This is a genomic window from Streptomyces sp. WELS2, from assembly GCF_013870595.1.
Classification (GTDB): domain Bacteria; phylum Actinomycetota; class Actinomycetes; order Streptomycetales; family Streptomycetaceae; genus Streptomyces.
The window spans coordinates 1-14406 of sequence record NZ_JACBWZ010000088.1 but is presented as its reverse complement, the minus strand read 5'-3'; the positions used below and the strand labels follow the sequence as shown (position 1 = coordinate 14406).

General features: G+C 68.0%; 12 protein-coding genes and 2 pseudogenes. 13 read left to right on the top strand and 1 reads right to left on the bottom strand.

The features are described from left to right. From H5J33_RS08495 to H5J33_RS08470, 6 genes and pseudogenes are all read left to right on the top strand, one after another. A pseudogene (locus tag H5J33_RS08495) lies at positions 1-959 on the top strand (hypothetical protein); the annotation flags it as partial. A gap of 187 nt (positions 960-1146) precedes the next feature. Then, the gene (locus H5J33_RS08490; protein ID WP_181794265.1) at positions 1147-2232 is read left to right on the top strand and encodes a hypothetical protein; all 1086 of its coding nucleotides are present in this window, start codon (positions 1147-1149) and stop codon (positions 2230-2232) included. Further along, positions 2225-3877: a polyprenyl synthetase family protein gene (locus H5J33_RS08485; RefSeq protein WP_309485360.1), complete on the top strand. Its 1653-nt coding sequence runs from the start codon at positions 2225-2227 to the stop codon at positions 3875-3877. Before H5J33_RS08490 ends, H5J33_RS08485 begins: the two co-directional genes overlap by 8 nt. Beyond that, positions 3874-4557 (top strand): hypothetical protein, encoded by a 684-nt coding sequence (locus tag H5J33_RS08480; protein ID WP_181794264.1) that lies wholly within the window; start codon positions 3874-3876, stop codon positions 4555-4557. The genes H5J33_RS08485 and H5J33_RS08480 overlap by 4 nt, the downstream gene beginning before the upstream one ends. Before the next feature lie 107 nt (positions 4558-4664). Then, complete coding sequence (locus tag H5J33_RS08475; RefSeq protein ID WP_181794263.1) at positions 4665-5135, top strand: hypothetical protein; 471 nt, start codon at positions 4665-4667, stop codon at positions 5133-5135. A gap of 83 nt (positions 5136-5218) precedes the next feature. Next, entirely contained in the window at positions 5219-5938 is a 720-nt protein-coding gene (locus tag H5J33_RS08470; RefSeq protein WP_258564962.1) for a hypothetical protein, read from the top strand. Between the two features lie 80 nt (positions 5939-6018). Here the strand turns inward: H5J33_RS08470 and H5J33_RS08465 are convergent, their stop codons facing one another. Beyond that, positions 6019-7179 carry a peptidase M6 gene (locus H5J33_RS08465; RefSeq protein WP_181794262.1) on the bottom strand — a complete coding sequence of 387 codons (1161 nt, stop codon included), beginning with the start codon at positions 7177-7179 and terminating at the stop codon, positions 6019-6021. 966 nt (positions 7180-8145) lie between these two features. On the opposite strand from H5J33_RS08465, the gene H5J33_RS08460 reads away from it, so the two are divergent. The 7 genes and pseudogenes from H5J33_RS08460 to H5J33_RS08430 form a co-directional block, all read left to right on the top strand. Beyond that, entirely contained in the window at positions 8146-9882 is a 1737-nt protein-coding gene (locus H5J33_RS08460) for an ATP-binding protein (protein WP_181794261.1), read from the top strand. 475 nt (positions 9883-10357) lie between these two features. Then, a complete protein-coding gene (locus tag H5J33_RS08455) occupies positions 10358-11206 on the top strand; it encodes a helix-turn-helix transcriptional regulator (protein WP_181794260.1) in 849 nt (282 codons plus the stop codon). 95 nt (positions 11207-11301) lie between these two features. Next, on the top strand, positions 11302-11691 hold the full coding sequence (locus H5J33_RS08450) for an ATP-binding protein (RefSeq protein ID WP_181794259.1): 390 nt from the start codon (positions 11302-11304) through the stop codon (positions 11689-11691). A 175-nt stretch (positions 11692-11866) separates the two neighbouring features. Continuing rightward, on the top strand, positions 11867-12718 hold the full coding sequence (locus H5J33_RS08445; protein ID WP_181794258.1) for a sigma-70 family RNA polymerase sigma factor: 852 nt from the start codon (positions 11867-11869) through the stop codon (positions 12716-12718). Continuing rightward, a complete protein-coding gene (locus H5J33_RS08440; protein WP_181794257.1) occupies positions 12715-13536 on the top strand; it encodes an integrase in 822 nt (273 codons plus the stop codon). The genes H5J33_RS08445 and H5J33_RS08440 overlap by 4 nt, the downstream gene beginning before the upstream one ends. A gap of 183 nt (positions 13537-13719) precedes the next feature. After that, positions 13720-14067 carry a hypothetical protein gene (locus tag H5J33_RS08435; protein WP_181794256.1) on the top strand — a complete coding sequence of 116 codons (348 nt, stop codon included), beginning with the start codon at positions 13720-13722 and terminating at the stop codon, positions 14065-14067. Between the two features lie 5 nt (positions 14068-14072). Next, positions 14073-14406: pseudogene (locus H5J33_RS08430) on the top strand (conjugal transfer protein TraS); the annotation flags it as partial.

Sequence of the window (14406 nt, the reverse complement as noted above, 5' to 3'; positions counted from 1 at the left end):
TGGCGGGACCGCCGGACGGGAGTGCCGACGGCACGGCGGTCGACTGGGGCGCGCCGTGCGCGGTGGCGGTCGACGGCGAGGGCGTGCTCTACGTCGCCGACCAGACCGGACACCGCGTGTGGCGGCTGGCCGACGGAGAGGCCCGTATCGTCGCGGGTCAGCCGGATCCGGCCACCCGCGAGACCACCGTTTCCGGTGGCCCGGCCGAGGGCGTCGTACACACCGAGCTGTCTTACCCGTGCGGTCTCGCCGTGGATCCCGCCGGGCGCCTGCTCGTGGCGGACAACTTCCACCACCGGATCGCGGCCGTGCCCCTCACCACCGTGCCCTCCGAGGACAAGGAGCCGGTCCGGGACGAGGAGCCGGCATCGGACGGTGAGCCCGAGCCGCAGCGAGAACCCGAGCGCGAGCCTGAACCGGAACCCGAGCGGAAACCGGAACCCGAGCCCGAGCCGGAACCGGACCGGAAACCGGAACCGGACCGGGAAGCCGACAGCACGCCGGCCGATGACGGCGCCGCCCCGCCCGCGCCCCTCGCCCGGTTGCTGGTCCGGCAGGAGGTCGGCCTGGAGATCCAGCGCGGGCAGAGCGAGTTGATCCACGTACGGGTCTCCTCCACCGACCCCTGGGCCCCGGGACGGGTGGCGCACCACTTCACGGCTCCGACGGGGTTCGTCTTCGACGGACGGGTGACCTGCGCCTATTACCGGGCGGATCGTACGGTCATCCCCGGCGGGCATCCGACGGGGACGGTGGGGGACGGCGGTCGGTCGTTGGTCGTCACGGACGAGCCCCGCCTGAACACCCCCGGCCATCCGGCGGCGGCCCTGGTCTACACGCTCGGTATCCGTGCCCTGGACGACGCCGAGCCGGGCCGGTACACCGACGGGCGGGCGGTGATCGCGGGCCGGCCGGAAGCGCGCCTGAGGGCGAGCGTGCTCGGAGACGACGAGGACTGACAAGGGCTGACGGCTGAGAGGGGGCGAGCCCGGCATCCGAAGCCGTCCGTGGCGGACCACCCGCCATGGACGGATCTTCGCGTCCTCAAACCCTGAATGCCGAGGTGATCGTTTCTGTGCGGCCAGTTCACCCTCACGGTGGTCACGAATTGCGGGTGGCGGGTGACACTCCGTTAGCGTTCGAAACGTGTTCACGCCCGCCCTCCCGAGGTTCGGTCCGCAGGGCCCCTTCCCGCATGCCCCGCTCGCCCACCCGCTCGACCGCAAGTGGCTGCACTACGCGTTCCTGTCGAGGTGTGGCCGGCAGGCGCTCATCGCGAACCTCTCCGTCCTGGGCTCCTCCACCGGCACGGTCTTCGCGGATCCGGGCGCCCCCGCCACCGGGCGCCGAAGCGGCACCGGCACGGCGGCCGAGGGACAGCACATGGCGATCCTGCTCCTCTACGGGGAGGGGCAGGGCTGGAGTGCGACGCAGTTCAACGCCGAGCAGCCGGAACTGCCGTGGTCGGCCTTCCGGTTGCCGTATCCGCACGGAGAGCCCCGCGCGTTCCGGGTGGCCGCCCGCTCGGCGGCGCCGGCGGCGGACGTACGGCTGATCCGGACCAGCAGGCCGTGCACCTCGCAGTGCGCGCCGTTCGGTGACGACGAGCATCTGCGCTGGCAGTCGGAGCCCGGCGTCCTGGGCACCGGGACCCTGCGGCACGGCGACGGCACGGCGATTCGGACGGACCTGCTCGGCTACCACGAGCGGGTACGCGGCCGGTGGTCCTGGCCCACCCTCGGCGGCTGGGTGTTCGGATTCGTCAACGACCCCTCGGGCCCGGCCGACCAGGCCCCGCCCTCGGCCGTCGTCTTCACCCTGATCCAGCCCGCGTACCCCGCGGACGCGGCCAACGGGTCGGTCATGCTGTGGCGCGACGGGCGCATGATCCGTCACTTCCCGCGGCGCAATCTGCGAGTCGCGGTGAGCGGCAGGCTGGACCGCGACCGGGTGGCGATGGTGCCGCCGCTGGCGGGCCTGCTGGGCACCCCGCCGATGGCCGCGGTGCCCGGCCGGCTGCTGATCACCGCACGGCTCGGCGACGACCGTCTCGTCCTCGACTTCCGCTCGCACACGGCGGGCCGGATCGCCAACCCTTCCGAGACCAGCCTGCACCCGTTCAGCGTGCACGAGACCCTCGGCCCGTGCACGGTGGAGGGCCGGGTCGGTGGGCGCCGTATCGGCTTCCACACCGGGGGCATCGTGGAGTTCGCCGGTGGTGCCCGTGACTGAGACCGTACCCGCGTTCACCGGTGCCCGGCTGCTGGACGAGACCGTCGCCGCCCTGTCCGACCGGGCGCCGGCGATCCTCGCGGCCGCGGCCGACCACCTGCGCGGCATCCGGCTGGGCCTGCACTTCAACGACGGCAGCCACGCCACACTCACCGCGCGGCACAGCCGCATCGTGGTGGACCGGGACCGCTGCCCGGACCCCGATGTCGAGGTCGCCTTCGACAACCGGGCCATGAACCTGCTGTTCGACCTCCAGCGCCCGCCCGTCGACCAGGTCCTGCCCGGCAGCCTCGACGTCCGCGGCTCCCGCGACGACACCCTCGCCGTCTGGCGGGCGTTCACCCTGCTGTCCCAGCGCGCGGCGGGCCTGCGCAGCATGCAGGAACTGTGGGGCGCCTACCGCGAGCAGGCTCCCCAGCTGTGGGGCAGCGCGACACCCGCCGCCCGGGAACCGGCCGCCGACCCGGTCGACTGGACGGCACTGGACTTCCTCGCCCGGCGCTCCCCCGAGGACGCGCCCGCACCGCCCGCGCTGATCGGCGACACCACCGTCACCGCGCCGCGCCTGCTGTGGGACGGCCGCACCAGCACCGACTGGTCGCTGGAGGACACCGTCCGGGACGCGGATCTGATGGAGACCATGCTCCGGTGCCGGGCCCGCACCAACGAGGAGATCGAACGGCTGCTGCCGGACCGCGAGCCGCGCGCCGAACTGTACGACCTGATGCGCTCCTACCCCGCCCGCCAGGGCAAGGGCCTGCGCCCCACCCTGACCATCGCCGCCTGCGCGGCCTTCGGCGGGCGCCCCGACGACGCCGTACGCGCCGCCGCCGCGCTGGAGCTGTTCCACAACGGGTTCCTCGTCCACGACGACATCGCCGACGAGTCCACCCACCGGCGCGGCCTGCCCACCATGCACGAGGAACACGGCCTGGGCCTGGCCGTCAACGTCGGCGACGGGATGAATCTGCTCGCCGTCGACGCCGTCCTGTCCAACCTCGAAACCCTGGGGCTCGTCCGCACCCTCGGCCTCATCCACGAGGCGGTGCACATGTGCCGGGAGTCCATCGAGGGGCAGGCCATGGAGCTGGGCTGGATCCGTCACGAGATCGTCCCCGGGACCGACGACGCCTACTTCACGATGAGCACCAAGAAGACCGGCTGGTACACCTGCATCAGCCCGTGCCGCATCGGCGCCGTCTGCGCGGGCGTCACCGACCCGGCCGTGCTGAGCCGGTTCGACGAGGCGTTCCGTCTGATCGGCATCGCCTTCCAGATCCAGGACGACATCCTGAACCTGGTCGGCGAGGAGGCCCTCTACGGCAAGGAACCTCTCGGCGACCTGCTCGAAGGCAAGCGCACGGTGATGCTGATCCACCTCTTCCGCGCCGCGTACGCCCACGAGCGCCCCCGCCTCCTCGACATCCTGCGGCAGCGCCGTACCGACAAGACCCAGCAGCACGCCGAGGAACTCCTCGCCGCCATGCGCCGGCACGGCTCCATCGAGTACGCCACCGACCTCGCCGACCGGCTCGCCGCCGAAGGCATCGCCCGCTTCGAGGAAGACCTCCGGTTCATCCCCGAGAACGAGGGCAAAGCCGTCCTGCGGCAGATCGCCCACTACGTCACCTCAAGGCCACTGTGACCACCACCCCGCCCCCGCCCCCGCCGGCCGATCCCACCGCCACCGGCCCGCTGACCGCCACCGACCACCGGGCCTTCGCCTTCCTCGGCCACCTCAACAGCAGTCTGCGCCAGTGCCTGTGCACCCTGGCCAGGCACGGTGTGGCCCTGCGCCGAGACGCCCCCGAACGCGCCCGTGTCCTGCTCGACACCGTGCGGCCCTGGCCCCTGTACAAAGGCGGCCAGTTCCTGTTCGACCTGATGGAGTGGGAGGACCTCATGGTCGACGGCGACCCCCCGCCCGTGATGCCCGCCGAGCGGATCGTCGCCGCCTGCACGCTTCCCGTGCAGCTGATCGCCGCCACGGCCGCGGAAGAGGTGCCGGCGGTGACGAAGCTGGTTCCCGGGCAGCGCACGACAGCCGCCCTCGACCTTCCCCTGCGTCTGCTGGCCACCACCGCACGCAGCACCCTCCTGGGTGCCGCACAGGACATCACCGACCTGCTCGGACCGCGCGCCGACCCCGATGACGGCGCGGGTTACGCCGTCGATCCGGAACCCGTCGCGGACGACGCCGACCCCGAACTCCCGCCGCTGGAAGCGGGCTTCTACCTCTACGAGGACATCGCCCTCGGCGCCCTGTCCGTCCTCGGCCCGCTCCTGGCCGACCACGCACCGACCGATCCCGCGCCATCCGCCTAGCTCAGGACGCCCGTCCCCACCCCGGCGGTCCGTGAGCGGGCCCGGCCCCCAAGCCCGCCACCGGCGGATCCGCTCACGCGGACACCCCATCCAGAGAAGGGATACGCATGGCCACGCAGACCCAGGCCCCCGTCCAGCCGGGTTCCGAGAACAAGCTCTACATCCTCCAGCAGGGCATCGTCGAGGACGCCCCGGGCGGAGTCCCCGCCCACCTGAGCTTCGGCATCCTCAGCACGGTCCCCGACCCCGTCAACCCCGGGGACATCACCTTCACCCTGAAGGCGCCCACCGGCTTCGTGTTCACCGGCTGGCTCTCCTGGGCCTACCACGACGTCAACACCCTCCAGGCGAAGGGCAACCTGGAAACCACCCAGGGCACCCTCGGTGACGGGGGCCGCACCCTGACCTTCACCCACAACCCGTACCTGTCCACCAACCAGGAGTGCATCGGCTATGGCGCCCAGGTGACCGCCGTCGACGGCGCGACCCCGGGCCGCTACACCGACGGCCAGCTCAAGGTGGGCGCCGCCAACCCGATCAAGCTGAAGGGCCGCGTCCTCGACCCCGACGAGGACTGAGCCCCCGGTGAACCAGCCCGTCGGTGGCTCCGCCGGCTCGGCCCGGAGCCACCGACGGGTCACGCGCAAGAGAAAGGCTGCAGATGTACGGAGCAGGAAACCGTCTGCCGGGCCGTATCCGGCGCGCCACCTCGTCGGTACTGCGGCTGCGGCGGGGGAAGCGGCGCACCTGGACCCTGGGCGCGCTGGCCGCGGCGATGCTGCTGGCGTCGTCACTGCCCGCGAACGCCACCACGGCGCGGGCTCAGCACGCAGCGACGGCGGCACAGGCCACGACCGTACGGGACCCGGAGTGCGTCCAACCGGGGAACGCCTGGCTCAATCCCCGCTTCTACTGGCGCAACGTCTTCGGATCCCGGCTGGGTGAGGGCGTGATCAACGAGTCGTCGTCACCGAACCCGTTCGGCGGCCGGATCGCACCGGGCTCGACGTTCACGTTCAGGTGGCGCCCGGACACCACACGCAATCCCGTGGGAGCGCAACACCACATCCACCGGGTCGATCTGGCCTCGGTCATGGCGGTGGCCGACGTGGTGTCGGTGACGGGGCCGGGCAGCTTCTCCGGGACGACACTGAGTGCCCAGGAGACACCGCCGCACAAGCTGGGTGACACGGTGGTGAGGTTCCGGATCAGGCCAGGGACGGAGGGCCGCACGGCCACGCTCTCGTCGGCCGACCACAGCCTGACCACGAGGTGGCTGTTCACCAATATCAACAACATCTGGGAGAACAGCGGGAGCATCTCCTTCACCGTCGCATCCCGCGCCAGCCTCGGCTGCGACTCGTCCTCGATCCTCGGGTGACGGACCGACGAGGTGACGCGCCGGCCGGCGTACCGCACACACCGTGCGACCCGCCGGCCGGCGCGGGAGACACCTGATGGTCACCACTTGACGGCGTTCACCACGCTGTTGTGGGCGTCGGCGGACCGGACGGTGAACTGGACGTTGGTGGCACGGTCATAGAAGGTCTGGCCGGGCTGCCAAGTGGCCATGTCCAGCGTGCCGCATCCTGCCGGAGGCGCCGCGGCGTCGGGATTGGACACCACCCGGATCGGTCCCTGGCCGTTCGGGACGGAGGTGTCGACCTTGTAGATGACGACGCCCGAGGAGCAGGCTCCGGAATCGTTGTGGACCTTCCTGCGGGCCTCGGCGACGTAGGCGGTGTTGGCGCCCGTTCTGACCACCAGCAGTTTGGTGCCGCCGACGTACTCCACACCGTTCAAATCGGCGGTGTTCTGGGTCCTGTTCTGCCACACGCACACGGTCTGGTCGTCCCCCGTCCAGCCGAACTTCCAGGAGAGCCAGCCGAAGTACTGCGGTGCGGCTCCGGCAATGTGGCCCATCACGTCCCACCCGCCGGCGTACCGGTGCAGATCACCGCTGAAGGCGTACAGGTCCGGTGCCCCGAAGACATGAGCGGTCTCGTGGGCGGCCACCTTGTAACCCCAGTGCCACATGTCGGTGCCGAACGTCACCGCCCAATGAATCGTCGTGCCCTTGATGACGATCGGCTGGGTGGGGGTCCAGTACCACGTGTGGGAGCCGGTGACCCGGGAGTGGGCGGTGGAGACGATGTAGAACAGGTCATACCTGGCCAGATCGGCGCCGGCCTCGGCCGCGGTGCGCAGCGCGTCGGTCACGTACCGGGTGTGCTGCTGGTACGTGGGGCTGGAGGTGCCGTAGGCGTTGGAGGCCGACGGCATGCGGAGCCAGCGGTTCACGACCGGCCGCATGCTCAGCCCGGTCTTGCCGTACGACGCGTTCCACACCCAGTCGGCGGCCGGGGACAGCAGGTTGTAGTAGTCCGCGACGTCGCCGGCGCCGGCCGCATCGGGGAAGTCCACGTAGACGATGCCGACGTTCTTGACCCCCAGCGGATCCAGGAACTGGGTGTAGTCGGTGTTCTGGCCCTCGTTGACCGTGGTCCCCTGCCCCTGCAACGCACACGGTGAGGTGCTCCCGTTGACGGCGTGGGCAGGTGGGGCGGGCACGGCGGTCGCGGTCAGGGCGAGCAGCACCGCGAGGACCCACAGGACCGGCAAGGGAAGCGGGCGTCGCGTCCGGGGAAGCCGGAAGCGCGGGATGCCCCGGCCTTCCGCCGGCAACCGGGGCACGTGCCCTGACCGGACCTCCACCGGAGACCCATCACGCAGTACTCGCGTCTCACTCATGGCCCGACCATGGCGACCACAGCGCGGCAGACCGGGGTAACAGGGCCAAACTCATCCCATGGAGTGGAGCGGAAGTCGCTCCGGCGCGGATTCGCGATCTCAGTTTGGGAAGCTGCGATCGTTTGGAGCTGATTCGGGCGCTGACCTGGGCGGACGGCCACGATGTGGTCTCGTCGAACCCGGCCGGTTTCACCGTGATTCCCCGCTGTTCCCCGCTCGATCTGGTGCGCTTGTGGTGCGCCTGTGGTGCGCACACCACGGCCGCACGCTTCTGATCCGTAGCTCTACAGAGATTGGTCATTGGAGGTCATACAGGTTGTCCCGAGTTCATGCCGGACCAGTACCGGCTACTGCCGTTTGCTGGGGTTGCTGTACTTCTCTGCTGTACCAGCCGGGGTCCGTAGGGACTACTCAGGGCACCGATCGAGTACCACGCTCGTACGACCACCCCGCGAGCCGCCTCTTACTCCCACCGGTTGGGCGCTAGCCCGGGCACTCCCGTGCGCCTGCTGTCGGGGCAACGGGACTGTACTGCCACCGCAGCACCTGTCTCCCGCTACCCTCGACAGTTGCACCGCACGACGGCTCACCCCGTCGAGGCACCCCCTCAGCGATACCCATGTCTTCCGAAGAGGAATCGTGCGGCCATGACCCGCAGCCGGCCGACTCGTCCGACGTGGTTGACGTACCTCGCTGCCTTACAGCCCATGTCAGAGGTCCTCTGCGCATGCTCCTGCCTGCTTCGAGTATTAGCGCCAAACCCGCAGACAACAGCTCTACCACAGTTTATGATCTGATCTCACACAAACGGTAACACCACTTGCGGAGCGCGGCGTCTTGATCAAGAGGGTCCAGTTCACTCGGTTCAAGCAGTTCAATCAGGCGAGTTTCGACTTCCGTCCATCAAACGTCACCTTCCTTGCCGGCGGTAATAACTCTGGTAAGTCCTCTATTCTGCACGGATTGGCGGTGTGGGAGTTCTGTAAAGTGGCGTCGCTGATGGAGCGAGGGGAGGACGCCTTCCTTGCGGTGGCTGAAGGCCGACAGGGTTTCGGCCTGGGGGACGATGAGTTCTCCCCTATCAACGTCCCATCGTTGAAGCACCTCTGGACGAACTTGAAGACCGCCAAGGGGGACACTGATCCAGACGGGTACACACTGAAGATCCGTTGCGAGTGGGATGACCTAGCTGGAGAGAAGCATCTAGAATTTGCGTTGTCCCTGGCGAACGATCGCCTTTTCATCAAACCAACTTCGAGTAATTTGCAAGCCGGGGATCGAGTTCCCTCGGCAGCCCTACTTCCACCCTTTGCTGGAATCTCTGCGCGTGAGGCGCGCATCGTCGGAGCGCTTCGACGTCGGCGAATCGGTGAAGGCCTAGCCGGCGCTGTTCTGCGAAATCTCCTGCTTGATATGTATCAGGCTAATCTGAGGGAGCGAGAACGACTTCGTGCAGGCAAGTCTAAAATTTCTGATAACGACTTGAAGCGTCTGCGAGAGAGCGATCCCTGGGAACTTCTTCAGGACGCCCTGAGGCGAACATTCTCTGCTGAGTTGATCATCGGCGATTTCCGTGAGGAGTACCACTCTTATATCAATGTACAGGTCGCCAAGGGGGACGTTGAGGGGTACAAGCTAACTCGGTGGCCTAAGTACAACCCAAAGGATCTAATGGTGGAGGGGAGCGGATTTCTGCAGTGGCTGAGTGTTTTCACTCTGGCGACTGCGGACGACGTGGACGTCCTGCTGCTGGATGAGCCGGATGCTCACCTTCACCCCACACTGCAAGCCCAGATGGTTGAGCAATTGGAGTTGCTGGCAAACCGCAAGAATAAGCAAGTTCTTCTCGCGACGCACTCCAGCGAAATTCTGAAAACGGTTAACCACGAAAAGATTTTCCATGTCAGGAGGCAGGGATCAGGGTACCTCAAAGAAGACCAGCAGAAAGTTGGACTTCTTGCCGGCATCGGCTCTGACTACGCACCAAAGCTGGATCGAATCAAAAAGACCAAGAGACTCCTCTTCGTGGAAGGTTCGTCGGATACCAGCATCCTGAAGAAGTTTGCTGAAACCACGGGAATCGAGTGGCATGAAAGCTGGATTCCATGGCAGACATCAGCTCCCCATAAAGAGCGGGGGCATGTATTCCGAGCGATCGCAAGTGAGGTCCCTAATTTGACGGCTTATAGTCTTCGTGACCGCGACGACGAGACATTCGAGACTGTCGGACCGGACCTCGAAGAAAAAGGCTACAAGACTTCCCCGAACTTCTATGTGAGGAAATGGCGACGCCGGTACATTGAGGGCTATTTGATTCTGCCTCGCCCGCTAGCTGAGGCTGCCAACTTGACCGAGGAGGAAGTGGTAGCTCGACTTCGAGACGAATTTGGTATCGCAATCGGAGAAAGCTTCCGGAAGACGGATGCGCCATCTGCGATTCTCGACATGCGAGCGAAGGAAATCCTCAGGGCGTTCAAGACGTCATCCATTGCAGTGGCCTCTTGCTTTCAGCCAGACGAAGTCTGCGACGATATCGTCACAGTTTTGAAGCAGCTGGACACTTATGCAAACTAAGCTGTTAGAGGCTGCATGAACCTATGGGCGCAGCGCGTCGGCCGTCACCGATGCAGCCAGCTTCGGGCGCGTCCTGAGGTCGGTGGAGCGGCTTTGGGCTGGAGCTGCTTTGGGGCGAGTGATCTTGGCCCCGTAAGCTGATGGCGAGTCGGGCAGTCTGTGGACCTGCCCGTTAAAGCACGACGTTGGGGCCAAGATCTTAGAGGCTCGCCTCAAAGTGGCTGCCTAAAGCCGTGGAGCCGACCGCCCCAGCCACAGAGGGTATCTCCCACCTTCATGCCCGCAGCCGCCGAGCGCGCCGCCGGGCGCGGCCAGCCGGGGCGAAGACAGGAGGCAGGCCGCGCCGCAGAGGCGGCGCGCGCCCGCGCCGTGCGCGGGCCTTGAACCAGTAGAGAAAGTTTGAATCACGCTCGGCTGGTGGTCGCTGTGTCCGGTCGTGCCGGTGCCTGCTGGCTCGTGGTGTAGAACCCTGGACATGGGGAGTGAGCGGCGGGAGCAGATGAAGGCGCTGGGTGCGCGTCTTCGTGTGCTTCGTGGAGAGTCGGGTCTGACGGGTGCCGTGCTGGCGCAACGGGCCGGCGTAGGTCAGCCGACCGTGTCGAAGATCGAGACCGGGCGCATGGTGCCGAGTCGGGATGTGCTCGACCGGCTCCTGGGCGCCCTCGGCGCGGATGAGTCTGTCTCTCGTGAGGTGCGGGAGCTGCTGGCGGGCGTCGTTGCCGCCGAGGACGACGAGCCGACCGCTGTTGACGTCGCCGAGGGCACGACCGTTGACGAAGAGGTGCGGTCCGCTCAGTCGGTCCGCTCGTTCCAGTGCGTCGTTCTGCCGGCCATGTTGCAGAGCGCGGAGTACGCCCGGCACGTCTTCCAGAGCGCCCCGCGCTCGACACCCGAGGCTGTCGGTCGGGCCGTCGCTGCCCGTGTGGATCGGCAGAGCGTCCTGTACGAGCCGGGGCGGGAGTCGGTGTTCGTGGTCACCGAGGCCGTGTTGCGGACCTGGCCGGGAAGTCCGGCGCTGATGCTCGCGCAGTTCGACCGGCTGCTGGCGGTGGAGAGTCTGAGCACGGTACGGCTCGGGGTGATTCCCTGGCGCCGACCGGTGCCGGTGCTGCCGCGGCACGGCTTCACCCTGTGCGACCAGCGGGCAGTCGTGATCGAGACCTTCGACAGCGAACGGGTGTCCACTGCCGCCACTGAAGTGGCCGCCTACGACGAGACCTTCGAGCGCTTCGAGCGCGCTGCCGTCTTCGGCGATGAGGTGCGCGAGCTGCTGTTGCGGGTGATGAAGGAGTTCCGTGACCTGGGGGACACCCTCACTCATTAGAGGAATAATTCCTCGACATGCCTAGAATGCTGCTCACTGCTGGGAATACTCTGCCGTCACGCTGTCTAGCCCCCTAGACGAACGGAGAGGTTCCCATGCTCACCAAGTGGTGCCGTGTCTTCCCCGGCCTGCCGGAAGAGGTGTCCAATGCCCGTCACTTCGTTGCCTCCCTGCTCGCGGACCGTGGCCCGGTCGAAGACGCCGTCCTGGTCGTGAGCGAGCTGGCGACCAACGCCCTGCGGCATACGCGGAGCGGTATGCCTGGTGGGTGGTTCCTGGTGGTCATCGGCCTTGGCGACGATCTCGTGCGCATCAAGGTGGTCGACCAGGGCGGGGCTCGCGTGCCTCACCTGTGCCCCGTCGCCACCCGTGCAGAGGGGGGCCGCGGGCTGCGGCTGATTGATGCCTTGGCGAAGAACTGGGGCTACACGGTCTTGCCTGACGGGCGCTTCGTCTGGGCCGACCTGGTGCGGGCGAGCGTATGAGCGCACAGAATGCGGTGAGATCGCGGGTTCGCATAGTCGGCGGTGAGGCGTGAGCCCGAGAGGTGTGCCCCGGAGGAGATCGCGCTTTTACGTGATCGGTGTGCGTACCGGGCGGCGGCTGCCTCCCATTCCGTCTAGGGCCCTAGACTCCTGGGTAGTGCTAGGAGGTGAGGTCATGTCGGACGAGCTCCAACGGATCATGACGATCGATGATCCGTACCTGCTGTTGCGCGAGGTGACGACTCGCTTGGCGGACGCGCAGCAAGAGGTCACCGAGCTGGCCCGCCTTCGTCGCCGAGTGGTTCAGGACCTGCACGCCCAAGGGTTGTCGTACGCGCAGATCGCCGCGAAGGCCGGCCTGAGCCGCGGGCGGATTCATCAGATCCGGCACACCGGCCCGGCGCCGGAAGGGGCCTTCCTCGGTCGGGGCGCCGTCACCGTCGCCACACCGTTGCGGCGGGACGACGAACGCGGCCGGACCGTCGTCGCCGTGGACGACGTCAGTTCCGGCAAGAGGCTCGAAGACCTGGCGCGGTCGTATGGGCTCGACGTCGCCTCGGAGCATGTGCCGGTGACCGGCGAGATCGACCTCAACCGGGACGGCCTGATCGTGGTCTGCGGCCCCCGCATGTCCCAGGCCATGTGGGATACCTACGCCCAGGACCCGGTTCTCCAGTGGGAGCGTGCGGAAGACGGGCCCTGGACCGTGGTGGACCGGCAGACCGGCACCGTGTACCGCTCGGGGCAGGACAGCGACCCGGCCCGGCCGTACGACGTCGGCTACCTCGGCCGGCTGCCGCGACCGGACGGCAACGGCTCGCTGCTCGCGATCGCCGGTATCCACACGCAAGGTTCCCTCGGTGTCGTGCAGCTCCTCGCCAACGACCTGAACGTGATGTGGGGCCAGGTCGGCGACCGCCGGTTCTCCACCCTGGTGGGTGTCGAGTACGACCCCGAGACCAGCGAACCGCAGTCCGTGGAACTGCTCTGCCCCCTGTACCGGCACGACGAGGAGACGGCGGCGTGAGGGTCGACCTCGCCACGCTCCCCGCCGACCCGGAACGAGAGAACGAGGACTTCGCCGCCTCCACTCCCGGCGCGGCCGTGCTCCTCGACGGCGCCGGCGTCGGCGGTGCCGAGACGGGGTGCACGCACGGTGTCGCCTGGTTCTCCGGGACGCTGGGCGGCCTGCTGCTCCAAGCCATCACCGCGTCCCCCGCCCGGCCGCTCACCGAGTGCCTGGCCGACTCGATCGGACGCGTCCGCTCGCTGCACAGCGACAGCTGTGACCTGACGTACCGGGCCAGTCCCACCAGTACGGTCGTCGCCGCACGCATCAACGGGGAAAGGCTGGAGTACCTGGTCCTCGGCGATTCCTCCTTGCTCCTGGAGGAGAAGGACGGCAGTACGACCGTCGTCACCGACCGGCGCCTGGACGAAGTCGGCAAGCGACTGCGCGGGCCGGTCGACGCGCTGCCCACCGGCTCGCCCGACCACGCCGCCGCGCTCGCCGACTACCGGGAGGCTTTGACCGGTCTGCGCAACCGGCCGGGGGGCTTCTGGATCGCCGGCCCCGATCCGCGGGCGGCCGAGCACGCGCTGACCGGCACGGTGGCACTTGACTCGCTGTCCACCGTGACGCTTCTGAGCGACGGTGCGACTCGGCTCGTCGACCGCTTCCAACTCGCCGACTGGGCGCAGTACTTGGACGTGCTCGCTTGCTCCGGTCCGGACGAACTGATCCGCCGTGTCCGAGAGGCCGAGAAGAGCGACCCCGACGGTCGGCGCTGGCCGCGAGGCAAGGCGCACGACGACGCGACCGTCCTCCACTGGGCCGTTCGGTAGCCCTCTCGCGTGCTTTCGCGGCCACGCCGTATACCCCCCTAGACAGTTGACGACCTGTCGGCTACCTTCACTGTCAACCCCCCTAGACAGTTGGGGTGGTTGCCCCCTGTTGCTGTCTAGGGGGCTATTCAGCTCGCTCGGCGCCGATCTCAGGGCGCCCAAAGACTCCGTGAGGTACTGACAGTGCGTGTGATCCCCGTAGACACCTCCGCCGCGACGCTGCTCGTCACCAAGCTCCCTGAGGTCAAGGTCAGGGACCGTCAGACCGGCGAGGTCGCTGTGGACCCGGTGACCAACCAGCGGCTCATGACGCTGGAGCTGGTGTTCATCGCGGCCGGCGGCTCGGACATGATCAAGGTGACCATTCCCGAAGAGGGGATCGGGGACGGCCTGGTCATGGGTGCGCCGGTCATCCTGTCGGGCCTGGTCGCCCGGCCGTGGGAGAGCGAGTTCGGCGGGCGTAGCCGCCACGGCATCGCCTACCGGGCCGACGCGGTCATGGTCAACGCCCCGGTCGGGGCACAGGGTTGATCGCCATGACTGACGTCGCTTGGGTGCTGCTGTTGGTCCTGCTCCTCGTGGTCGTGCTGCTGGTAGTCCGTCGGCGGATGCCGGTGGTGTTCTGGTGGCTGGTCGGGTATCCGGTCGTCGCGTTGCGGGTGCTGCTGTCGTACCGGGCGACGATGGACGCGTGCGGCCTGACGGTCCCGGCTTCCACCGTCCGAGTCGCCACGGCCCGGGTGATCGGGCGGCAGGCGGCACCCGTGCCGCCCCGGCGGTCCTTCCCCCGGCCCAACGCATCCGGTCTCGTCATGCGGCTGCGCATGGCGACCGGGCAGGCGCCCGAGGACTTCACCGCCTCCGCCGACC

Bases quoted from the DNA above. Each gene is read 5' to 3' on its own strand.
- H5J33_RS08445 (WP_181794258.1), top strand. From the start codon at position 11,867: ATGTCGGACGAGCTCCAACGGATCATGACGATCGATGATCCGTACCTG.
- H5J33_RS08455 (WP_181794260.1), top strand. From the start codon at position 10,358: ATGGGGAGTGAGCGGCGGGAGCAGATGAAGGCGCTGGGTGCGCGTCTT.
- H5J33_RS08470 (WP_258564962.1), top strand. From the start codon at position 5,219: ATGTACGGAGCAGGAAACCGTCTGCCGGGCCGTATCCGGCGCGCCACC.
- H5J33_RS08475 (WP_181794263.1), top strand. From the start codon at position 4,665: ATGGCCACGCAGACCCAGGCCCCCGTCCAGCCGGGTTCCGAGAACAAG.
- H5J33_RS08450 (WP_181794259.1), top strand. From the start codon at position 11,302: ATGCTCACCAAGTGGTGCCGTGTCTTCCCCGGCCTGCCGGAAGAGGTG.